Origin of the sequence: Niabella ginsenosidivorans, assembly GCF_001654455.1 — a bacterium.
Classification (GTDB): domain Bacteria; phylum Bacteroidota; class Bacteroidia; order Chitinophagales; family Chitinophagaceae; genus Niabella; species Niabella ginsenosidivorans.
Map to the genome: position 1 here is coordinate 519,980 of NZ_CP015772.1, position 24,063 is coordinate 544,042.

General features: G+C 44.0%; 14 protein-coding genes. 10 read left to right on the top strand and 4 right to left on the bottom strand.

Annotated elements, in window-relative coordinates; translation table 11 throughout:
- Positions 1-23: 23 nt before the first annotated feature.
- Positions 24-1,199 (bottom strand): acetyl-CoA C-acyltransferase, encoded by a 1,176-nt coding sequence (locus tag A8C56_RS02280; protein WP_067751483.1) that lies wholly within the window; start codon positions 1,197-1,199, stop codon positions 24-26.
- A gap of 219 nt (positions 1,200-1,418) precedes the next feature.
- Here A8C56_RS02280 and A8C56_RS02285 point away from each other — a divergent pair, with 219 nt between their 5' ends.
- The 7 genes from A8C56_RS02285 (at position 1,419) to A8C56_RS02320 (ending at position 14,370) form a co-directional block, all read left to right on the top strand.
- Positions 1,419-2,168 carry a DeoR/GlpR family DNA-binding transcription regulator gene (locus A8C56_RS02285; protein ID WP_067751486.1) on the top strand — a complete coding sequence of 250 codons (750 nt, stop codon included), beginning with the start codon at positions 1,419-1,421 and terminating at the stop codon, positions 2,166-2,168.
- A gap of 134 nt (positions 2,169-2,302) precedes the next feature.
- Positions 2,303-5,467, top strand: a complete 3,165-nt coding sequence (locus tag A8C56_RS02290; protein ID WP_067751488.1) for a SusC/RagA family TonB-linked outer membrane protein — start codon at positions 2,303-2,305, stop codon at positions 5,465-5,467.
- 21 nt (positions 5,468-5,488) lie between these two features.
- On the top strand, positions 5,489-7,480 hold the full coding sequence (locus A8C56_RS02295) for a SusD/RagB family nutrient-binding outer membrane lipoprotein (protein WP_067761508.1): 1,992 nt from the start codon (positions 5,489-5,491) through the stop codon (positions 7,478-7,480).
- A 473-nt stretch (positions 7,481-7,953) separates the two neighbouring features.
- Positions 7,954-8,703: a DeoR/GlpR family DNA-binding transcription regulator gene (locus A8C56_RS02305; protein ID WP_067751494.1), complete on the top strand. Its 750-nt coding sequence runs from the start codon at positions 7,954-7,956 to the stop codon at positions 8,701-8,703.
- Positions 8,704-8,723: 20 nt separating this feature from the next.
- Positions 8,724-11,954: a SusC/RagA family TonB-linked outer membrane protein gene (locus A8C56_RS02310; protein WP_067751497.1), complete on the top strand. Its 3,231-nt coding sequence runs from the start codon at positions 8,724-8,726 to the stop codon at positions 11,952-11,954.
- A 15-nt stretch (positions 11,955-11,969) separates the two neighbouring features.
- The gene (locus A8C56_RS02315) at positions 11,970-13,655 is read left to right on the top strand and encodes a RagB/SusD family nutrient uptake outer membrane protein (RefSeq protein WP_067751500.1); all 1,686 of its coding nucleotides are present in this window, start codon (positions 11,970-11,972) and stop codon (positions 13,653-13,655) included.
- A gap of 451 nt (positions 13,656-14,106) precedes the next feature.
- Entirely contained in the window at positions 14,107-14,370 is a 264-nt protein-coding gene (locus A8C56_RS02320; RefSeq protein ID WP_157097837.1) for a hypothetical protein, read from the top strand.
- 289 nt (positions 14,371-14,659) lie between these two features.
- Here the strand turns inward: A8C56_RS02320 and A8C56_RS02325 are convergent, their stop codons facing one another.
- The 3 genes from A8C56_RS02325 to A8C56_RS02335 all read right to left on the bottom strand — a co-directional run bounded on the left by A8C56_RS02325 (position 14,660) and on the right by A8C56_RS02335 (position 19,943).
- Positions 14,660-17,491 (bottom strand): DEAD/DEAH box helicase, encoded by a 2,832-nt coding sequence (locus A8C56_RS02325; RefSeq protein WP_067751505.1) that lies wholly within the window; start codon positions 17,489-17,491, stop codon positions 14,660-14,662.
- A gap of 145 nt (positions 17,492-17,636) precedes the next feature.
- Positions 17,637-18,749 (bottom strand): carboxylate-amine ligase, encoded by a 1,113-nt coding sequence (locus A8C56_RS02330; protein WP_067751508.1) that lies wholly within the window; start codon positions 18,747-18,749, stop codon positions 17,637-17,639.
- A gap of 246 nt (positions 18,750-18,995) precedes the next feature.
- Positions 18,996-19,943: an ATP-grasp domain-containing protein gene (locus A8C56_RS02335; protein ID WP_067761510.1), complete on the bottom strand. Its 948-nt coding sequence runs from the start codon at positions 19,941-19,943 to the stop codon at positions 18,996-18,998.
- 286 nt (positions 19,944-20,229) lie between these two features.
- Here A8C56_RS02335 and A8C56_RS02340 point away from each other — a divergent pair, with 286 nt between their 5' ends.
- From A8C56_RS02340 to A8C56_RS02350, 3 genes are all read left to right on the top strand, one after another.
- The gene (locus A8C56_RS02340; RefSeq protein ID WP_067761511.1) at positions 20,230-21,051 is read left to right on the top strand and encodes an alpha/beta hydrolase; all 822 of its coding nucleotides are present in this window, start codon (positions 20,230-20,232) and stop codon (positions 21,049-21,051) included.
- 145 nt (positions 21,052-21,196) lie between these two features.
- Positions 21,197-23,251, top strand: a complete 2,055-nt coding sequence (locus A8C56_RS02345; RefSeq protein ID WP_067751511.1) for a thioredoxin domain-containing protein — start codon at positions 21,197-21,199, stop codon at positions 23,249-23,251.
- A complete protein-coding gene (locus A8C56_RS02350; protein ID WP_067751514.1) occupies positions 23,248-23,829 on the top strand; it encodes a DUF1543 domain-containing protein in 582 nt (193 codons plus the stop codon). Before A8C56_RS02345 ends, A8C56_RS02350 begins: the two co-directional genes overlap by 4 nt.
- The last annotated feature ends 234 nt before the right edge of the window (positions 23,830-24,063 follow it).

The following is a 24,063-nucleotide window of genomic DNA, read 5'->3' on the forward strand; positions in this document are numbered from 1 at the left end:
CCATACCCGTTGCCTGGGCGGGTTTACAGACGTTCAATGATGCCTGCAATGCCCTGTCCGCCGCCAACACAGGCAGTTACCATACCATATTTTTTATTCAGCCGCTTTAGATCACCCAATAGTTGAATGGTCAATTTACAACCTGTACAACCCAGGGGGTGGCCTAATGCAATGGCCCCGCCATTGATGTTTACTTTATCAGGGTCCAGTGCTGCTTCCTGAATTACGGCAAGTGATTGTGCGGCAAATGCCTCGTTTAACTCAATCAGATCTATATCGTTTAGTGACATTCCTGCACGGTCCAGTGCTTTGGGAATCGCCTTTACCGGGCCAATGCCCATAATACGCGGATGCACGCCGGCAACAGCGCTGGCCACCAGCCTTCCGATGGGTTTCAATTGCAGCTCCTTCATCATTTTTTCGCCCATTACTATTACAAAAGCGGCTCCGTCACTGGTTTGTGAAGAGTTGCCGGCAGTTACAACCCCATTGGCAGCAAATACGGGCTTTAATTTTTGAAGGGCTTCCATTGAGGTATCTGTGCGCGGCCCTTCATCTGTATCTACTATGAAATTTTTTACCTGACGCCAGCCTTTTTCATCTGCATAAACTTCTTCCACTTCAACGGGTAAGATCCCTTCTTTAAAATAACCGTTTTTAATAGCATTGATGGCTTTCTGATGAGAGCTCAGGCTAAAGGCATCTGCAGCTTCACGACTGATATTAAATTCTTTGGAAACGGCTTCTGCGGTGAGACCCATGTTCAGATAATAATCAGGGTCGTCATTTGCAATATTGTAAGAAGGAACCGTTTTCCATCCGGAGGCCGGTACCATGCTCATGCTTTCTGTGCCGCCTGCAATAATGCAATCTGCCTGTCCGGACCGGATCTTGGCGGTTGCCATGGCAATGGTTTCAAGCCCTGAAGCGCAATAACGGTTTATAGTAGCCCCGGGTACTTCAATGCCCAATGCTCTTGCGGCGATGATGCGCCCCACCTGCAAGCCCTGTTCTGCTTCCGGTACGGCGTTTCCCACCAGAACATCGTCCACCTGGCGGGCTTCTATTTGTGGAAGGGAGGCCATTAAGCCTTTAATAACGGTAATTGCCAGGTCATCCGGCCGGTAAAAACGAAAACTGCCCTTCTTTGCTTTTCCGACTGCTGTGCGATAGCCGGCAACAATATATGCTTCCTGCATGGTAAATTATTTATGACCTTTAATAAATTAGTTGTTTATGCAACTTTCTATCTCAAATGTATATAAATTTTTACAAACCGGGAATGGATCCGGATCAATTAATAGTTGCGGGTTTTAAATATTTTTTGCAAGTTTTTTTGTGATTTTGCATTTTTTTGCAGGTTTATAACTTATCTTTAGTAAACGATTAACAGATTTATAAGTTTAAATTAACAATACTTGTTAAAGAAGGAACGGCAGGCATATATTCTTCATCGTTTGAATCTTCACAACAAAGTTTTGAGCGCCAGTCTTTGTGAGGATATGAAGGTATCTGAAGATACAGTGCGCAGAGATCTTCAGGAGCTTGCCGGCGCAGGAAAACTGATAAAAGTGCATGGTGGTGCCTTATCGCTTGCATTTAACGAAGTGCACTTTAATTCCCGTACTGTTTATTCGCAGGGGCAGAAAGCCATTATAGCAGAAAAAGCAATAGGTCTGATAAAAGAAAATATGTATGTACTGACCAGCGGCGGTACTACGATCCTTGAAATGGCGCGGCATTTACCGCCCCAGCTCAGGGCTACTTTTATTACAGGTAGCATACCGGCATTAAACGCCTATATAGCGCATCCCAATATTAATGTAATTGTTGTTGGAGACCGTGTCAACAAGGAATCGAAGATTACTGTAGGTGCCAGTGCTATTGAAAAAATAAAGGAAGTTAATGCCGACCTGTGCCTGCTGGGTACCAATGCTATTGATCTGCAAAGAGGAATAACAGACAGTGACTGGGAAGTAGTGGAACTGAAAAAAGCTATGATCGCAGCATCTGCCAAAACTGTCTGCCTGACCATTGCGGAAAAACTGAATTCTTTTGAGGCCTTGCAGGTATGCGAATTGAAACGGATTGACTATTTAATTACGGAATTAGATCCAACAGATAAATTATTGCAACCCTATGTGAAGGCAGGGGTTGCGGTTTTATAATTATTTAAAAACAGGCATTTTAGGAAGGATCAGTATTTGAATGACCAGACTTCAACCTGCAGATGCAAGGCTGAGCCTACACAAACAGGTATAACGGCTATATAAATTTTTATAAAAAAACAAAAAGTAAAAGTATGAGAAAATGGAAGCTTTTTAGTTTGATCATGTTGGCGATGCTTTACATGATTTCAAACAACCTGATGGCTCAAAGGGTTCCCATTAGCGGAACGGTACTTTCAGACGATGGTGCACCGCTGGAAGGAGTAACCGTTGCAGTAAGCGGAACAACCCGGGCAACTGTCACGGACAATAATGGCAAATTCACCATTAGTGCCAATGAAGGCACGTTACTGGAATTTAGCTATGTGGGTTATTTTACCCAAAAAGTAAAAGCCTCGGCCGGGATGGAGGTACACCTGTCAAAAGGAGAATCCGGCCAGCTAAGCGATGTAGTGGTTACGGCCATGGGTATTAAAAAAGAACGAAAAGCATTAGGCTATTCTGTTACTGAACTGGATGCACAGGAATTAATGAAAAATAAAAATACAAACGTCGTTAATTCTTTAGCAGGTAAAGTTCCGGGCGTAAACATTACGCAATTCAGTGGTTCAGCCGGTGCCGGCGCATCTATAACCATCCGTGGTGGTAATTCCACATCAGAAGGCCGGCAAAATCAGCCGTTATTTGTTATTGATGGTATTATCTATGATAACTCCACAACGGTTACCGGTAATACAGGTACCGATGGTTTATCGCGCAGTAACACAACCTATTCAAACCGTGTTATGGATATTAATCCTGAAGATATAGCAAGTCTTTCGGTATTGAAAGGAGCTGCGGCAGCGGCATTGTACGGATCACGGGCAGCTGATGGTGTTGTAATCATTACCACAAAGAAAGGAGCAGAAGGCCGGGTAACGGTTAGTGTGAATAGCAAAATAAGCACTTCATGGGCCAATAAGCTGCCTCAGCCACAAACCGAATTTGGTAATGGCTCTTATGCCAGTAATGGTGTTTTTAGTGATGACAGCTATAACTCCTGGGGGATGAAAATTCCGGCCGACAGCACGATATATGATAATATCGGTAATTTCTTTCAAAATGGCGTTGTATATGACAATAACGTAAACGTAGCAGGCGGCACCAAAAACGGCTCTTTTTATTTATCAGGATCTAATTATAATCAAACAGGTATCGTTCCCAATACAGGATATGATAAAACGACTTTCCGGTTTAACGGCGAACAAAAATACGGACGTTTGACGTTGAATGCCAATGTTGCCTATTCTGTTGCTAATACTGACAGAACCTTGACTACTGCAGGATTATGGTCTGGCGGAGGATATAATGGGGTAGGGAGTATGCAGGCTTTATACGGCTGGCCCCAGACATTTGATATAACCAATTATATCAATCCCGACGGGACACAACATCGAATATTTGGCGGAACGCTTGCTTTAGAAAACGACAGAGACAACCCTTACTGGATCATTAATATGGATAAATTGACATCACAGACAAAACGCTTTACCGGAGGCATCAATGCCAATTATAAGATTGCAGACTGGTGGGACTTTATTGCCCGTTTGGGTTACGATCAGTATGCAACGAATGATTATACGTATATTGCCCCCGGTTCGGCCGTTGCTCCTCTGTATCAAAACGGGCGTCTGAGCAAAGACCTGTTTGACTACACCTACATTACTACTACTGTAATGAGCAATTTCCATAAAACATTCGGCGGTTTTGATACGCACCTGATGCTGGGAACCACTTCTGAAAGTACGGAATCGTCCAACCAGAATCATTGGGGATACGACTTTGTAACAGCAGGCACTATCAGCTTTAATAATATTGCCACGACCAATAAATTTTTTACGGATGTAACAACCAGGAAACGGTTGGTAGGTGCTTATGGAGAAATTGGCGTATCTTATAAAAGCATTGCATTTCTTACTGCAACAGGCCGTAATGACTGGTCATCTACATTACCTGTTGAGAACCGGTCTTATTTTTATCCTTCTCTTAGCGGCTCTTTTGTATTTACGGAATTGCTGCCCAAGAACAATGTTCTTTCCTTCGGAAAGGTCCGGGCAAGCTGGGCACAGGTAGGTAAAGATGCCAATGCCTATGCTACCAATACATATGTAAATCCCCCTTATACCATTGGTTCTTTTATCGCAGTAGGAAATCAGTGGGCTGCCGGTAATCCTGTTTTGAAACCTGAAATTCAATCTTCCTGGGAAGTAGGGGGCGAGTTCCGGTTCCTGCAGGGTCGTATTGGGCTGGATTATACCTACTATCATAGTCAGACAGAGAATCAGATCGGGCAACCACGTTTAGCCCAATCCGGCGGATTTATTTTCAGTACTCTCAATTCGGGTTCTGTCATTAACAAGGGTATGGAAATAGCACTTACCGCCAAACCGATAGCCCAAGAAGACTTCGGATGGGAAACAGTGCTGAATTTTTCCTATAACAAAGGCCGGTTAGGTGCTTTCATCCCGGGCATTGCCTATTTTTATCCCACCGATGCCCAGTTCGGAACGGTGAAAGCAGCGTCTATTCCCAACGGAGGCTTTTTCCTGGGAATGACCGGTCAGCCTTACCTGCGTGAAGTCGATGCAGATGGGAAAGAAATTCCGAATGGGCGTTACCAGGTTGACCCTACGACCGGGTTGTATAAGCTGAACACTACTAATCCTGTTGTCGGCAACCGCGAGCCTGATTTCATCGGCGGTTTTAATAATACGTTTCGATACAAAAAGTTTATGCTGTCATTCCTTCTTGACATCCGTAAGGGAGGCGATGTGTATAATGGTACTGAGTATGCAATGGTCGCAAACGGGTTAAGTAAAAAAACGTTGCTGAACGACCGCCAGTCAGTAACTGTAAGCGGGGTTAACAGCGCTACCGGGGAAGATTTTACACAGACTTATGAAGCTGATAAGACCTATACCATTGGCGGGAAAACCTATAATGGTAATTATATGATCCAGCAGTACTGGCAAAACTATGCGGCCAATTCTCTAAATTTTATTACTTCTGTAAACTGGCTCAAGCTACGTTCCCTATCGTTAACATATGACTTTACCAGTATGCTGAAGAATAAAAAAGTGATTAAAAATCTCTCTGCAACAGCTGTAGGCACTAATTTGTTCACATGGACCAACTACAAAGGAATGGATCCCGAGGTAAGCGCGGCCGGAGGAACGGGAGGATCTGGCTCTACAGGTATTGATTACCTGGGCGTACCTGCAGTAGCCAGTTTCACATTCGGGGTAAATCTTACATTTTAAGTAATGAAAAAAAATAAACAGATGAAAAATTTAAATTATATTATACTCGGTTGTATACTGTTATCAGGCCTGGCTTCCTGTAAAAAATGGCTGGATGTGAACACCGATCCGGATAACCCCAATAATCAAAGCGTATTGATTGAAAACCGGCTGCCCTGGATCGAACACTTTTACCAGTATTCATCAGGGGTTACCAATTTTCGCACGGCATGCCAGGCCGGGGTTTATTATAGCACTACTGCCGGTGCCAATACGTTCAGCACAACATGGCAGTGCTCTAACGCTAATTCAACAACCCCCTATCAAACCTGGTTTGTAGCAGTGTCTTCGAATGTGGTTGACATGTATAATGCTGCGCAGAAAAAAGGAGCTTATCATTATATGGCAGTAGCTGATGTGTTTCATGCATTGGGCTTTATGGAAATGCTGGATCTATATGGCGAAATGCCCTACACAGAGGCCGCAACAGGAAACCCAAGCCCTAAGCCTGATGACGGTAAAACCATTTTTAATGGTTGTATGGCAAAATTAAATGAAGCCATCAGCCTGTTCAGCAAAGCACAGGAAGCCGGAGCGCCTGCACTTTCTTCTGGCGATTTGTGGAATACAGCTGGCGATGTCAACAAATGGATAAAATTATGCTGGGGATTAAAAGCCCGTTATATGTTGAAGCTGTCAAAAAAAGCAGATTTATATAACCCGGACTCTATTCTTTACTGTTTATCCAAAGGACCGCAGTCTATTGCTGATAATATAGTAGGACCCGGTCTAAACAACAGTACCGTAACCGACTATTTGATAGGCGACCCTGTTGTAACCAATGGTAACTTTGATTATGCGGCTTATGGCAGTGCCAACCGTATTTCTCAATTCTATTACAACCTGCTTACCAATATGCGCGGCGCCGGCGTTACGGACCCCCGCATGACTAAAATTGTACCTGCTGCCATGTCTAATATTAAATTAGATGGTAACGGCAAGGTAACTTCTTATACCTGGAAACGTTCTATAGGCGTTGATTCTTATGGTCCTGCAACCCGCTTACAGAAAGGAGGTCCTGTTTCTATTGCAACGGCGAGCTATGCCGCTGCAAATACAGATATAAAATATACGATTGCCGATGCAACAGATCGCTCTCATTTTATTGATACTATAACTAAAGCAGGAAAAACCTTCACGGTTAACGGAAATGATGTAACGGTAACTTATCCGAAGGGGTCTTTATTTATAAACAGCTCCAATTACGTCTATGCCGGCGATACGGTTTATGTAAATATGCGCAGCAGTGCTATCGCAACATCGGGTATAGCCGCCCAGGGGGAAACGGATGTAAGCTGGTATCCTTCTGTTGATGCATTTAATGCCGGCGCTGTGGCTTCCACAGGCTCATTTCAGGTGCGCCCGGTTTCCGACCAGGAGATCCTGACCTATCATGAGATGTGCTTTATTAAAGCGGAAGTGTATAAGCGAAAAGGAGAGAACGGTAATGCTTTAACGGCATATAAGGAAGGCATTAAAGCGCACCTGGATATGATGCAGGCCAAGTTAAACCAGTGGAAGACGGAAGGGTATACGGCTACCAATCCGGATATGGCACCTATGGATGCTGCTGCTATCAATACTTATCTGGCGAGCCCTGCAGTTGCCCAGGGATCAGTTACCATGCAGGACATTATGTTGCAAAAATTCATTGCCATGGGTTGCAGTATTGAGAACTGGAACGATATGCGCCGGTTTAACTTCAGCGCTGATAATGGGGGTGATATTGGCGTTGTTTACCCCGGTTATCAGCGCGGTCCCTTATTTACTGGTCAGGCTCAGCTCACAGGTGCTTCTCCATCTGATGTCAGGTATTGGATGCGCCGCTGGATGCTGCCACCAACTTATGAAATAAATTATAATTCAGTAAATACACTGGCTTTGAACCCCCATGCTGCTGATCCGAATATCTGGAGCATGCCTGTTTGGTGGGATTGCGCCACTGATGACGAGTATTACGGATATCTTAAGTAATGAATAGTTGGAGGCTGACCAAAAAGTCTGTTTATAACAGATTGTCGTTCTGAACTTGTTTCAGAATCTATTTACAATCAGATGCCATTTTAGATGCTGAAATAAATTCAGCATGACAAAGGGACTTTTTGGTCAGCCCCAGGTAAATAGTTTTAATTTTTATCCGCAAAACAGCGGAATAAAGCCGTCTCAAAGTAATGGGGACAGCTTTTTGATCTAAGGGTAGGGTAAACTTTTATAACAAGGGCTCATTGATTGGTTGCCAAAATTTATCTTGGACGATCTTCTCCGGGAGGCCAGTTGCTGTATATGCTGCCGGATGAATATTTCTCTTATGCATTAAACCTGTAAAAAGTCGCATTAAAACGCAAATTTTGATTTTAAAGTTATCCACATTTGCAATTTTTTGCGGCAAATTGCGGTATTGTTAAAATATTTAACGTATCTTCAATAGTACATTTAAACCAATTGCTGTGTTAAAGAAAGAGCGACAGGCATATATTTTACACAGGCTTGATATACATAATAAAGTAGTCAATACAAAACTCTGTGAAGATATTGGTGTGTCTGAAGATACCATACGCAGGGATTTGGAGGAACTTGACCGGGCTGGTAAACTGATCAAGGTGCATGGTGGAGCTTTATCTAACTCGTTTAATCATATTCACTTTGATACGGTTCCTGTTTATTCGCTGCAGCAAAAAGAAAAGATTGCCGAAAAAGCGATCCGTTTGATTAAAGATAATATGTATGTGCTGACCAGCGGGGGAACTACCATCCTTGAAATGGCCAAACGTTTGCCCCATCAGTTAAAAGCCACCTTTATTACAGGAAGTATTCCGGTTTTAAATGCATACATACAGCACCCGAACCTCAATGTAATTGTAGTAGGAGACCGGGTAAATAAAAATGCAAAAATAACAGTAGGCGCCAGCGCTATTGCGAAGATCAGGGAGGTAAATGCGGATTTGTGCATATTGGGCACCAATGCGATCGACCTGCGGCGCGGGATAACCGATAACGACTGGGAAGTGGTAGAATTGAAGAGAGCCATGATAGAGGCATCCACCAAAACTGTTTGCCTTACCATTGCAGAAAAACTGAACTCTTTTGAGGCCTTACAGGTGTGCGAATTGAAACGGATCGACTATTTAATTACGGAATTAAGTCCGGACGATAAATTATTGCAACCCTATGTTAAAGCAGGGGTGACTGTTTTATAAGAATTTTAACCAATAAAATCATGAGAAAATCAATCATTTTTTCTGTACTCTTTTTGGTATTGTCGGGTATGGCAACAACAAGGCTATGGGCCCAGGACAAAACGATTACAGGAACCGTTTTTACGACAGCCAATACACCAATTGAAGGAGTAACAGTGCTGGTAAAGGAGAATGCTACAGCCACTACCACTGACGAAAATGGTAAGTATTTTATTAAGGCTGCACCTGGCCAAACGCTGGAGTTTAGTTCAGTTAGCTACAAGACAAAAAATATCGCCGTTACTGATATGGATACAGTAAACGTTATTCTGGAAGCGCTGGCGAATTCAATGGACGAAGTAGTCATTGTTGGATATGGAACACAGAAGAAAAGCGACCTGACAAATGCTATTGCTACTGTAGATGTTCAAAAGACATTCGGAAGCCGTCCGTTGGCAGATCCGATAAGAGCATTGCAAGGTACGGTTCCGGGACTGAACATTAATTATGCCAATGGCGGTTTAACCACCAGTCCAACCATTAACATCAGAGGTTTGGGATCCGTGAATGGATCCAATAAGCCGCTAATACTTGTGGATAATATTGAAACTCCTGACCTGAGCATTATAAATCCTTACGATATAGAAAGTATTTCTGTATTAAAAGACGCTACTTCGGCATCCATATACGGAGCGCGCGCAGCATTTGGCGTTGTTTTGATCAAGTTAAAACAGGGACGTCGTAATATAGCGCCTCTTGTCAGTTATAATGGAAACTATTCATGGGCTAAAGCGCAGGGAATGCCTGAATTTGCTGACCCGGTAAAGGAATTAGATGGAATTATTCTGGGCTCAAAAAGAGCGGGGACAACCTCTCCTGAACTTTTTGGAATGCAACTGGATCAACTACGCGATGGGATTGCAAATTGGCAAAAGAATTATGCGGCTACCAACACAGGCCTGGAAATGAAAAAGGGCGAAGACTTTGATATTATTAATGGTCAACCTTATTTTTATAAAGTCTGGGATGTAGATAAGATTATGTTTCGATCAATGCCTCAGACTAACCAGGCGTTGAGTATAATGGGTGGGTCTGACAGGGTAACCTACTATCTTTCGGGCGCTTATAACTATCAGGGAGGAATGCTGAAAGTAAACCCGGATGCTATTAAAAAATACAATATTACCGGCGGGGTAAATGTTGATGTTACCAAATGGTGGACTGTCGGCCTGAAAATGTTGTACAGGAATTTTGAGTATACTTATCCGTATCAATATCAGGATTATTTTTATTATATGTGGCGCTGGGGAGCTTACTGGCCTTATGGAACCTATCAGGGGATCTATTTCCGGAATATACCCGGTTTGATGTCAAATGCGCAGGATGCCTATACAAAAGACAATTATAGCAGGGTTGATTTAAGTACCTCTTTAAAAATAGTAAAAGGACTGACACTGGATTTGAATTACACTATTGGTAAAGACAACGTATTAAATCATGAAGTGGGAGGCCCTGTGATGTTATGGAACTTCTGGAGTGCCAATGCGCCGCTGCAGGATGTAACTTCCGCCTCTCAAAATGTTGTTAGCTATTCGCAATACCGGTATGGGCAGAATACCTTTAATGCTTATCTGACTTATGAAAAAAGGTGGCAAAAGCATCATTTTAAGGGAATGGCCGGTATTAACTCTGAGAGTTATGAAAATCTGGGTTTTACAGCATCACGTCGCAATTTACTTGATCCGACGAAAGGGGAACTTCCGTTAGCCACAGGTGATCAGTTTGCTACCGGAAGTCATGGTAACCGGGCATATGCCGGTTATTTTAGTCGTTTGAATTATGACTATGAAGGTAAATATCTTTTCGAGGTAATGGGACGGTATGACGGATCTTCATCCTTTCCAATAAATGACCGGTGGGCGTTTTTCTCAGGTGCTTCTGCAGGTTGGGCACTGGGGAAGGAACAGTTTATGGATTTTGCAAAACCGGTTTTAAACGACTGGAAAATTCGGGCCTCTTTAGGAAGCATCGGCAACCAGGATGTGGGCGGTCAATATTTTATTCCACAAATGTACGCCAGTCAAATCAGCTGGATGTATAACGGAAACTATGTACAGGGCGTAACACCGCCACTTTCGGTACCCAGTTCATTAACCTGGGAGAAAATTCAAACCCTGGATGTTGGTACTGATATGAGTTTCCTGAAAGATGATAAATTAACATTAACCTTCGATTGGTTTCAGAGAACCAACGATAACATGATAACATCTGTTACGCTGCCCAATACATATGGTACTTCTGCTGCTTTAAACCCAAGGAGAAATGACGGGTCCATGCGTACCCGTGGTTATGAAATAACCATTAATGGTAATTTCCCTGTTGGCAAGGATTTTACAATTTATTCCACGGTAGGATTTGCTGATCAAAAGGCCATAATTACTAAATGGTATAATCCATCGCAGTTAATTGGTAATTATTATTCGGGTGCCACCTTAGGTGATATCTGGGGATTTGTAACCGACCGCTATTTTACAAATGCGGATTTTACAGAAGATGCAAATGGCAAGCTGGTTTACGCAAACGGCATTCCTTCCCAAGCTGCATTAATAGGTGGATCAAGCAATTTCGTATTCGGCCCAGGTGATATTAAATATAAAGACCTGAACGGTGATGGTAAAATCGATGGGGGTAATGCTTCTGCCTCAGATCATGGGGACCTGAAGGTGATCGGTAATACGCAACCCCGTTATAGTTTTACTTTAAGACTTGGAGCGGTATATAAAAATTTTGATATCGATTTGTTTGCTCAGGGGGTTGGTAAAAGAAATCTCTGGGGTGCCGGAAATGTGGTCATCCCTTTATATCAGGGTGCTGATATTTTATATGCAAATCAAATTGACTACTGGACTCCCGATAATCCTAATGCCCGTTTCCCGAATCCATATGTTGGAAATGGCGGCGGCGGAACAATTGCAGGGTTAGGCGCCGGCGTGAACAACTTTTATCCACAGACCAAATATCTTTTAAATCTGGCCTATGCAAGGTTAAAAAATCTAACAGTTGGATACACGCTTCCAAATAGTTTTCTGGGAAGATATCATATTCAAAAGTGTAGAGTTTATTTTAGCGGAGAGAATCTGTTTACTATCAAAGACAAATACCTGCCAATTGATCCGGAAGCTTTCGATGCCAGTTCTACCGGAGGCTTTACAGGCAGGACCTGGCCTATATCCCGGGTATTTTCGGTGGGTTTACAAATCAATTTCCAATAATAAAACTTTCAAAAAATGAAATACATATATAAATTCTACTTTATTTTGAGCGCTTTTATTGTTCTATCCGGTTGTAAAAAGTTTGTTGACAAAAAGCCTTTGGATAGTTTCAGCGATACTGATTTCTGGACCAGCGAAAATGCGCTTAGAACCTATAACTGGGAGTTTTACAATTTGTTTATAGGCTACGGTACTGGCGCATCAGGTGATTTTTACTTTTCTGATTTTAGTGATGACCAGGATGGTTCTGCGCTAAGAAACTTTGTTGCAAACGCTCCTGCCACGAATAGCTCATGGACCTTTTACTGGGTACGTAAGGCAAATATTATGCTTGAAAGAATTGACCAGGTACCAATTGACGATGCGGCAAAAAACCATTGGAAAGGAGTTGCCAGGTTTTTTAGGGCTATGACGTATTTTAATTTAGTTAAAACATTTGGTGACGTACCCTTTATTAATAAATCCCTGGATCTCCCGGATACTACTTTGATTTATAAACCGCGTGATCCCAGAGCGCTGGTAATGGATAGTGTACTTGCCGACCTGAATTATGCAGTGGCAAATCTGAGGGATGCCGACCTTTCTAACACAGTAAATAAAAATATCGCACGGGCATTTTTGTCTCGTGTCGCTTTATTTGAAGGTACCTACCGGAAGTATCATACAGAATTAAACCTTCCCAACGCTGCAACCTATCTTAAAGCTGCAAAAGATGCTGCTAATGAATTGATGACTGCAGGATATTCTCTTAATGCTGATTATCAAACCACTTACAATTCCCTGGACCTTAGCACAAACAAACAGGTAATTATGTTCAAACAATATGCACCGGGTTTTTTAACGCATTCGGTTATTGGCTATACAAACAGTTCCACAACTATGAGCGGCTTAACAAAGAATGCTGTGGAAAGCTATCTTGCTAGTGATGGTCTGCCTATTTCGCTTTCACCTCTTTATAAGGGGGATTCTTCTATTACAACGTTGCGACAAAACCGGGATAAGCGGCTGCTTGAAACGATTGATACGGTTCTTATGTATCAGGGACATCTGTGGAACGGCTTTAGCTCAAGTACTGGTTACCGGCCGGCCAAGTTTTTACAACCTTTGGATCCGAATCAGCTGGCTCCTTATAATTCAACGGATGCGCCGTTGTTTGGCTTACCAGAGGTGCTTTTAAATTATGCCGAAGCCTGTGTGGAACTGGACCAGATGGGCGAATATTCGATGACACAAGGAGACCTGGACCGTTCTGTAAATCTTTTAAGAGCGAGAGCCGGAGTAGCACCATTACAACTTTCAGGAAAACAAGGTACAGCTGTTAACGGAGTCGCATTTGTTGATCCTAAAATGGATAAGGCAGATGATGCTAAGGCTGGGTCAGGAAACGAAATGACATCATTAAAATGGGAGATCAGAAGAGAGCGCAGGACGGAATTAATGATGGACGGATTCCGATATGATGATTTGATGCGATGGAAGAAAGGATGGTATTTGGATAATTCAAAAAATCCCGATATTTTTCTGGGGGCTAAAGTTCCTGCGAATGATAAAATTAACCGGTCACCGGATGGTTATTTAATGGTATATGCTGCCAGTGCAACCAGAGCGTTTACAGATCCGAAAAATTATTTGTCGGCGGTGCCGACGGGTCAGATAGCCTTATATGCCAACGGGAATTTATCTCAGAATCCGGGTTGGTGAGTAATGAGAATGGAGCGAAGGAGATGTATTATCTGTCCTATTCAATTGGCGGGAAACTACGGAAACGCAGGAGGTATCAAAGAGGTTAGGCAAAACACGAAGAGACAATGTTAGTCTCAAGTGCATTAGATAATAAGAGCCGTATGATGCGAGAGTATCACGTACGGATCTATGAGGGGATTGGGGTGAAATTCCCCAGGTCTACTCTACAATTACAATAAAACGTTTTATTAATAGGGCCGTATCTTTTGTATACGGCCCTCTTTTATAAAGGGTCATCCAGAAAATAGGTAATTCACAGTGGGCCAGGGCGCATCCGGTTATGGAGGCGCTCGCTGAAAGTAATGGAGACATATGTTTACAAATAATATTTACTGCAACGGAAGATGACCAGGATGTTAAAAAAGCCCCTGTAAGCCATCTCCTGGCTATTGATGCCCAAAAAAACAAAATGCTGACGCAAAAAGCACTGGACGACAGGTACAATGCCCCTGTAAAAGAGTATGATACATTTGCCGCTAAATACCCAATGAACGGTGCGTTGAAGCAACAGAACAGGAAAATAAAACAGATGAAGGAATGGTGCGATACTACCAAGATTGCTTTTACGCCGACTTTTTTTGTGTGTTTGGATACCAGTGATCCCGATGCCCGGTTTTATCAGCTGCCTGAGATATATACTGTAGCGGATTTGAACTATTTTTTAGCTATCTAAAAATGATGCATTACCAATGTCCGTAATAAAAATGATTAAAAGATTAGAATACGCTAATTTCCTCATCAGGAAAAAAGCTACTGATGATTTAAAGACATTTGCACTAAAAATGAAACTATCAAAGAGTATTGTATGAGCCCTTATTTCTCAAATGAGATAAATGAGAGCATCTATACAATATGATCGAACACGCAAAACTTACTAAACTTACTATTATGCTGACAATGGGGAATTTTGTATTTCTAAATTTATGAAGTATGGAGAGTTGCTAATAAAACAGCATTCCCCGCTATCCAAACAGCCACTCCACATCCTCCTGTTCCAGGTTTTTGATAAAACCTTCATCGCTGGCTACTAGGTCAGTGGCCAGCTTTTGCTTGCGTTCCTGGAGCTGCAGGATCTTTTCCTCGATGGTGTCCTTGCAGATCATTTTATAGGCAAATACTTTTTTGGTTTGCCCGATGCGGTGGGTGCGGTCAATGGCCTGCTGCTGTACCGCCTGGTTCCACCAGGGGTCCAGCAGGAATACGTAATCGGCTGCTGTAAGCGTGATGCCGGCATTGCCGGCCTTCAGACTGATCAGGAACAGGTGGGTTGTATTGCCTTCCTGTTGAAAGGCATTTACCATTTCCATGCGCCGGGCTGCCGGCGTTTGCCCGTCAAAATGATAATAAGCAATTTTATTCCGGTCGCAGGATGCTGCAACGAGGTTCAACATTCCTGTAAACTGAGAAAATACCAGCACCTTATGATGCGGTAATAACTGCTCCAGCTCTGTAAAAAGGGTATCTGTTTTTATGGAATCCGTGCAGGGTGGTTCGGCGTCCGGAACCAGCACTGGTGCATTACATATTTGCCTCAATTTCAAAATGCCCTGTAATACATTCAGCCGGCTTTGTGCCACTCCTTTTGCTTTTATTTCGAGGAACAGATTACTGCGGATCTGCTCCCTGATGGTTTCGTAAACCAAACGCTGGGCACTGCCCATCTCACACCATAGTGTTATTTCTGTTTTTGAGGGCAGATCTGCCGCTACCTGCTCTTTTGTGCGGCGTAATATGAACGGGGCAATTAATTGCTGCAGGCTTTGTTTTTTGGATTCGTCACCATAACGATCGATCGGGTCTGCATATTCCCTTTTAAAGAACTCGCGGCTGCCTAAAAAGCCCGGCAATACCGTGTTTATCTGGGAGTACAGATCAAGGGTATTATTGACAACAGGCGTTCCGCTTAAAGCAAAACAATACTTCGACCGGATATTTTCAACGGCGCGGGTGATCTTTGCTGCGGGATTTTTGATATTATGGCTTTCATCAATAAATGTGACCAGGTAGGGAACGGCGCTCATTTGCTCAATATCGCTGCGCAGTGTACCGTAACTGGTGATCAGCACCTGTATTTCAGGATTCCCGATTGCCGAATCGCTGCGCCGGGTTCCATGATAAACGGAAACAGTTAGCCCCGGAGCACATTTCTTTAATTCCTGCTCCCAGTTATAAACAAGGGAAGCCGGGCAAATTACCAGGCTTTGGGCACCCGGATGCAATTCCGTCATTGCGGTTAAAAAACAGATGGCCTGGAGGGTTTTGCCTAATCCCATATCGTCTGCAAGACAGCCACCGGCGCCGGCTTCTGCCATCAGGCGCATCCACTCATATCCTTTTTGCTGATAAGGCCTTGGCTGAACGGTAATACCAGCCGGTATTGCATATAATGATCCGTCATTTTGCCACCGCTGCCAGCTTTGCCACCAGCCGGAAAGCTGCGTAGTTGTACCATGAAGAACTTGCGTACCGGCTTCCTGCAGGGAAAGCTGTATCCAGCGGGTTACGATCAGTTGCTGTTTATGCACTTTTGCATGTTTAACTAGCATTGCATAACGGCTACGCCAGTCTTCGCTCAATAATCCCAGGCTGCCGTCCTTAAGTACCACACAGGTCTGACCTGCCCACAAGATCTTCTGAAGCTCCGGCAGGGATACATTCTCGCTGCCAAAACGGAGGGTAAAGTAATAGGTACAGGTATGACCGTCCTCGGCTGTTTTTTCCAGTTCCGTTGCCGGCAGGTGGGGCGAATACCTGAAGTGCTTTAACAGATCCATACCTTTTAGCTCAATATCTGAAATCAGTAGCCGATGGTAAACTTTCGAAAACCATTGCCGCTTTTGCGCTTCGGCAAACGACAGGTAATAATATCCGTTCCGCTGTTCCCTAAAACGGGGATGCAGTGTTTCCAGCAGTGTTTTCAGCTCATTTTCCCTGTCTTTATCCCTACTAATGATAATAGTTTGCCCCTTCTGTTGCAATTCAGTCTGCTCCTGCCAGGGCCCGTCTATAACATACCCGTCATAATTCCATTGGGGCGTCAGCATCAGAAATGTTTCATTCAGTTCACTAAGCAATACGCCGGGAACAGGAACAGTGGTGATCAGTTTCCGTTCAACAGCGGTACTATGTATAACCGTGTATCGTTCTTCCAGGCGCTGCAGTATTTCTTCAAAGGGCTGGTCCGGAGGCAGGTGCTGCAGCCATTGCAGGGTTCGGTAATCGCTGAGCGATAATAAATAATAATGCTGTTCTTTTTCCAGAAAAAAATGATCCTGCACAAACCGGGTAGCCGGGTAATCGATCCCGTCGATTTCTATAATGGTTACTATGTTATATGCGCCATCGCTTCCTGTTACTTCAAATTTAAGATGGGGAGGAATTTTGTGCAGCTGGCAGGGAGCCGTTACCCACCGGTCATTGGCGCCCTTACGGCTGTGATACCATTTGAAGAACTGGAACCAGGGTTTTAGCTGACGGAAGCAATCATGATGGTACTTAATCAGCTCCTGTTGCAAAAAGGTGCGATAGGGCAGGGACAGTTGCTGCCGGTCAAAATATCCTTTAAGGGCTGCAACGGTTTTAAAAACAGCGGCTTCCCCAAATGCAGCGGCCAGTTTCGCTGCTTCTTTAGGGATGCCCTTAAATGAATCATTGAGCGATTTCCCCGTAATGCCCGTGGTTTCATAAAGCGGGATGCTCCCGTTTTTATTGACCGTCAGGATTTTTAAAAGATCTGTTTTTTCATTTGCTTTTTGAGGGTTGATCAGTAATGCCGTTATTCGCTGTGTTGCCATTGTTGATATTAAAATACAGGCTGCGCAAGATAAGGAAAGTATTCAAGCTGAAACCGGATTAAGTCCGGACAAATGAATTTTACCATAAGCTCCGTTGAGTTCCTATGTATTGAGTAAACTTTTCCCGCAGGCAAACGCAGGGTTCTCACTCAACCCCTTCCAAAAAACAGCCGCTGATGTATCTTCCTACATCTGTAAGGTTTTTGGTTGTTTCAAATACGGCCAGCTGGCGATCGGCTCCTGTGCCCCGCTCCAGGATTTTATGAACGTATTCAATACGGTGCCGGCTGCCTAAATGATCCAGCACAGGGTCCAGGAAGTCCAGCAATTCATAAATTAATGCACGGGTATTTACTTCTTCTTCCTTTCCAAAATCGATCAGGTACCCATCAATGCCATAGCGGCTTGCGCGCCACTTATTCTCATTGATGAGCGGGCGGGAATACTGAATATAATTCATATTCTTACTGCGCAGCATATAGATACGCGCACATACAGCCTGGAACAGGGCCGCAATGGCAATGGTTTCATTAACGGTCATCGGAATATCGCAGATACGGAACTCCACCGTGTTAAAGAAGGGATGTACCCGCAGATCCCACCATATCTTTTTGGCGTTATCAATGCAATTGGTTTTGATGAGCATTTTTACGTAATTGTCGTAGGCCTCAATACTATCAAATGCATCCGGAATCCCTGTTCTCGGGAATTTGTCAAAGACCTTGGTGCGATAGGATTTGTAGCCGGTTGTTCTTCCCTCCCAGAAAGGGGAATTGGTGCTTAGCGCGAAAATATGGGGTAGAAAATAACGCGTGGAATTGGCAATGTGATTAGCCAGCTCCCGGCTTTCCATACCTACATGTACGTGCAGCCCGAAGATGAGGTTACTGCGCGCAGCTTCCTGCAGTTCGTTTACGATTTCATTGTACCGGATATGATCCGTGATCAGCTGTTTTTCCCAATGACTAAAAGGGTGGGTGCCCGAAGCGCCCAGTGCCAGGTCAAGGGTACCGGCAATATCTGCTATTGTTTTTCTTAACAGGGCTACATCTTTGTAGGCTTCATCAATATCCTGGCAGATATCAGTTCCTACTTCCACAACCGCCTGGTGCATTTCTGCCTTTACCTTGTCCTTAATGATCTTTTGCCCCTCCTGTACAATTTTTTGCTCATGGCTTTTTAGCTCAAAAGTTTCTTTGTCCAGTACCATATACTCTTCCTCAACGCCAAGGGTGAATGTTTTGTAATTGATGCTCATTTATTATGTAATATATTTATGCGTTGTTTTTGCTCCTTGATGCTCGATACCTGATATCAGGTATCCAGAATCCAATAATCACTTAACAATTATATGCCCCGATTCTGCTGCCTGAATAAAACGGTTGATCTTCCTGCCGGGAATATCTAATTGTTCTTTAAGAGCATTATACAATACTTCATTTTTAAAAGAACTGGTTTTAAACAACGTATCAGGATGATCCAGTGTCCAGCATCCGGTATCTCTCTAAACCACCGTTTTCCCTGCGCTGGCTTTTACGTATTCCCCCCAGGTAAGATTGTCGCCGGGCTTGTTGAGCTGTGTCTTTTCTATTGCATAGTTTGCGGCGGTTTCAACTACCCATTCAAAATTTTCCTCGCCTACACTTTTTATGTCCGCATCCGGAGCCGGGTTACAGAAGTCAATGGCATAGGGAACGCCGTTGCGCAAGGCCAGTTCAACCGTATTAAAATCATAGCCCAGATACTGATTGATCTTTAAAACAATGTCCGTCATTTCCTTTAATTTTTCCGGCGAAGGGGAAAAGCTGGCCACATAACGTAAATGATGCGGGTTCCGGGGTTCGTAAGGCATAACCCGGACATACTTTCCACCGATGCAATAACAACGGTAATATTCCTCAAAAATGATCTCTTCCTGTAATAACATTACCAGCTGACCTGTTTCCCGGTGCTTTTCAAAAAATTCTTCCTTATCGTTCAGCTTATAAACGTGCTTCCAGCCGCCTCCGGCAAAAGGTTTCATATATGCAGGAAACCCGATCTCATTAAAAATGCCGTTCCAATCCAGGGGATAAGCAAGGTTGCTGAAAGACACATCCGTTGTATCATCCGGCCGATCATGCGACGGTATGATCGCTGTCTTTGGAACAGGAACGTTAATTTTGGTCATTAAGCAATTATTAAAATATTTATCATCTGCGCTCCACCAAAAAGGATTATTAATAACGGCAGTACCTGTCAGCGCTGCATTTTTTAACCAGGTACGGTAAAAGGGCACGTCCTGGCTGATGCGGTCAATGATCACCTCATAACCTGAGGGCTGCCCCTGAAGGGCCTTATCGATCCTTACAGGCTCGGCCACTATGCCTTCAATATTTTTGCTGTTTACCCTTTGAACGAATGCCTCGGGGAACGATCGCTCTTTTCCAAACAGGATCCCGATTTTTTTCATTTTTTCATTTTTTAGATTAATAGTCAAAGAAGATTTTATGGTATAATCAATGCTGTTCCGGTATTAGTAGTTACTTTTTCTTTAAAAGTGAATTCAAAAATGCCGGTAGCGGTGCAAAGAGCAGTTCGGGTGCATGCTGTCATCAATGCCATTGCTCAAAGGCGCTGCAGACATGCATTATACATTTGTTGGTCAATTTAAGTTATTCTCTATTGATCCGCAAAAAAATATTACGGGAAAAAATAATTGATTACCGGGAACAGTGTATTTTATTACTTTTGGGCAGATGAACGCTGTAAAGGAACTGAACTATAAGACAGAAGGGGCCGTGCTTTCTTCGGCCTGGCTGAAAAGGGATGTGATCATAGATTTTTACTTTCCTGCCTGTGTGGACGACTGGTCGGCACTATGTCTTTTATTGATCAACGATGGGCAGGATCTGCATACAATGGACTTTGTGGGGCTCCTGGCCGGCCTGTATGCGCAAAAGGAGATCCGACAGGTATTATGTGTGGGCATTACAGCGGGCCCCGATCGTAAAAGAGAATATGGTACAGCGGCTGCACCGGATTATATGGGTAGGGGAGACCTGGCAGGCAGCTATACAAAGTTTGTACTGGAAGAGTTGCTGCCTTATACGGCTATCCGGTATCATACTAAGGCATTTAAGGAACTGGCCTTTGCCGGTTTTTCCTTGGGAGGGTTAAGTGCGCTGGATATAGTATGGAACCACCCCGATGTCTTTTCGCGGGCGGGTATATTTTCAGGTTCGCTGTGGTGGCGGAGCAGGGATCAGGAGGATCCGGCTTATAATGATGATCAGGATCGTATCATGCAGCAGCAGATCCGTAATGGCACTTACCGGCCAGGGCTAAAATTTTTCCTGCAATGCGGGTTGATGGATGAAGCAAACGACCGGAATCAGAACGGCGTGATCGATGCGGTAGACGATACGCGTGATCTTGTTACCGAACTGGTGAAAAAAGGCTACCGGCTGGGAGATATTGCCTATCTGGAACTGGAAGATGGTAAACATGACGTAGCTACCTGGAAGAAAGCGATGCCGGCTTTTTTAAAATGGGGCTGGGGCAGTGTAAATGTAAAATAAGAAATATAAAATGATAAATTTAAAATGCAGTCCTGCGTGGTTTGCATATTTTGTCTGGCAGGCCGTCTTGCACTATAATAATTAATAATAACGTATCCCGGTAATTTTACATTCAACATTCTAAGTTTTATATTCTACACTCAAAATGCCGAATCATCTTATAAACGAAACCAGCCCTTATTTGTTGCAGCATGCCCATAATCCGGTAGATTGGTATCCCTGGGGAGAGGAAGCACTGCGAAAAGCAATGGAAGAGAACAAACCGATCCTGGTAAGTATTGGCTATGCCGCCTGCCATTGGTGCCATGTAATGGAGCGGGAAAGTTTTGAGAACGCAGAGACCGCCGCACTGATGAATGCGCAGTTTATCAACATAAAAATAGACCGGGAAGAGCGGCCGGATATCGACCATATTTATATGGATGCGGTACAAACGATGACAGGGAGTGGTGGCTGGCCGCTGAATGTTTTTTTAACACCGGAGAAAAAACCATTTTACGGGGGAACCTATTATCCGCCCAGGGCTTATGCCAACCGTTCTTCCTGGAGAGATGTGCTAACGGCTGTATCTGATGCGTTTAAAAATAAAAGGGAGGCAGTTGAACAGCAGGCCGACCGGCTGACACAGCATTTAGCCGATGCCAATTCATTTGGCATTGATACTGCCGGTTCAACGGAGTTTTCATTGAATGAGGTGGATGCTGCCTGCATTCATATATTACAGCAGGCTGACACCCGGTGGGGAGGGTTTGGGCACGCCCCTAAATTTCCCCAAACACAAACCATACGGTTCCTGTTGCGGTATGCCGGTATTGAAAAACGGCGGCCTGAAAGCCAGGCCCGTAAAGCGATGGAGCAGGCTTTGCTGAGCCTGGACAGAATGATGGAAGGCGGCATTTACGACCAGGTAGGAGGTGGTTTTGCAAGGTATGCAACAGATACGGAGTGGCTGGTACCTCATTTTGAGAAAATGCTTTATGATAATGCCCTGCTGGTAACTGCATTCAGCGAGGCGTATCAGCTTACAAAGGACGAACGCTACAAATATTGCATAGAACAGACACTTGCCTTTGTGGAACGTGAGCTGCAGGATGAATCGGGTGGTTTTTATGCGGCCCTGGATGCAGACAGTGAGGATATAGAAGGAAAATTTTATGTATGGGACAAAGAGGAAGTAGAGCATTTACTAGGTAATGATGCTGCCTTGTTCTGTGCTTATTATGATATTACCGAAGCCGGCAACTGGGAGGGAAAGAACATTCTCCGGGTTTTAAAACCCATGAAGCTGTTTGCAGCAGAACATGCTGTCTCTGAAGCGTTGCTTGAAGCCCTGTTGGAACGCGGAAGAAAAAAATTACAGGCAGAACGGGAAAAAAGGATAAGTCCGGCATTGGATGACAAAGTAATCCTTGGCTGGAATGCATTGATGAACGGTGCATACGGAAAAGCTTTTGAAGCAACCGGCAAGGAGGCCTACCGGCAAAAAGCCATTGCCAATATGCAGGCGCTGTTAAAGATGTTTGAGACCGGAGAGGGCCATTTTTTTCATGTATGGAAGAAAGGTTTTGCAAAATATCCCGCTTTTTTGGATGATTATGCCTACCTGATAGCGGCGCTGCTGCAGCTGCACCGCATAACAGCAGACCCCTCCTGGCTGCAAAAAGCAAAAACAGTTTGTGAAAAAGTTCAGGCAGATTTTAGAGAGCAGGATTCGGTATATTTTTATTTTACGCCCGTAGGTCAGCAGGACGTAATTCTCCGGAAGAAGGAAGTATACGACGGCGCTACTCCATCCGGTAATGCAGTAATGGCTGGGAATCTGTTAGCACTTTCATTGTTGTTTGATATTCCTGACTGGAGGTTGCAGGCTGAAGGTATGATCCGGCAGCTGAGCAATACCATTATTAAATATCCAACGTCTTTTGGTGCCTGGATGCTGAACTTTTACCAGGTACAGCAGGGCTTTGATGAAATTGTTCTGGTAGGCAAATTTGAAACGGCTCATAACGCCATTCTAAAGGAGTATCTTCCGCACAGCCTTATAACGGCCGCAGCTGAAGCAAATGAGCAATTCCCTTTTCTTAGGGGAAAGGAAGCAGGAGATCCGCTCTGGATCTATCTTTGCCGGAATTATAGCTGCCAGCGACCCGTAAAAGAACTAAAAGAGCTCTACTCACTTTTAAACGCAGATAAAAAATGACCGGCTATAAATTGTTCTACCTGTTATTGGGGTGCACACCTGAAGGAAGGCATACAGAACAGCATGATGTGCTTTTCTGTATTGGAAAAAGCCTGAGTGCAATTGTTCCGGACATCAGATCCTTCTGGCCGGATGCCGGTGAAAAATTGCACATCGATGCATGGAGGGAAGTGAACGCGGTAGAAGGCTACCGGGTACGGGTTGAAGAGCGGGCAGGAAGCGCTCCAAGATCAGAACAGCTTTTTTTTATAAACCTGGGTGGTTATTTGCCCGGCATGTTTGAAGAATACCATCATAAGCTCTTAACGGTTGCAGAAAGCATGGCAGCTGCCATACGCCAGGCTAAGCAAACTTCCTTTTATAAAGAATATACTGCTGCTGCCAATGCAGTAAGTCACGTGGATAATAAGTACGGGGTGGATGTAGATGAAGTGCTGAATATAGCGGAGATTCTTCCGGCTGTTCAAAAAGAGCGCTTTACCCTTGTGCTGCAAAAGGAAAACGGGCTGGCAGATGATGCCCTGGAAACCGGCTACCTGAAGTTGAGCCAGTTACTAATAAGCGGGGATCAAAAATAGTTAATACATTCAGGATGCAGCCGATGTGAGACCGGCTGTGAAAAAGAAAATCTGTCATCGGCTGCCCGGAAAGCGGACGGGCTTGAAACGCTAACCCTTTGATTGCCTTTATTCAGGTAACGAATCAAAAGATTTTTTAGTCAGCCCCCACTATGATTTGCCTGGCGCCTCTATTGATTTTGATGCTTTGTTCTATACAATTCCTATGTAGCTGCCCGCCTTGCAGGACAAGCT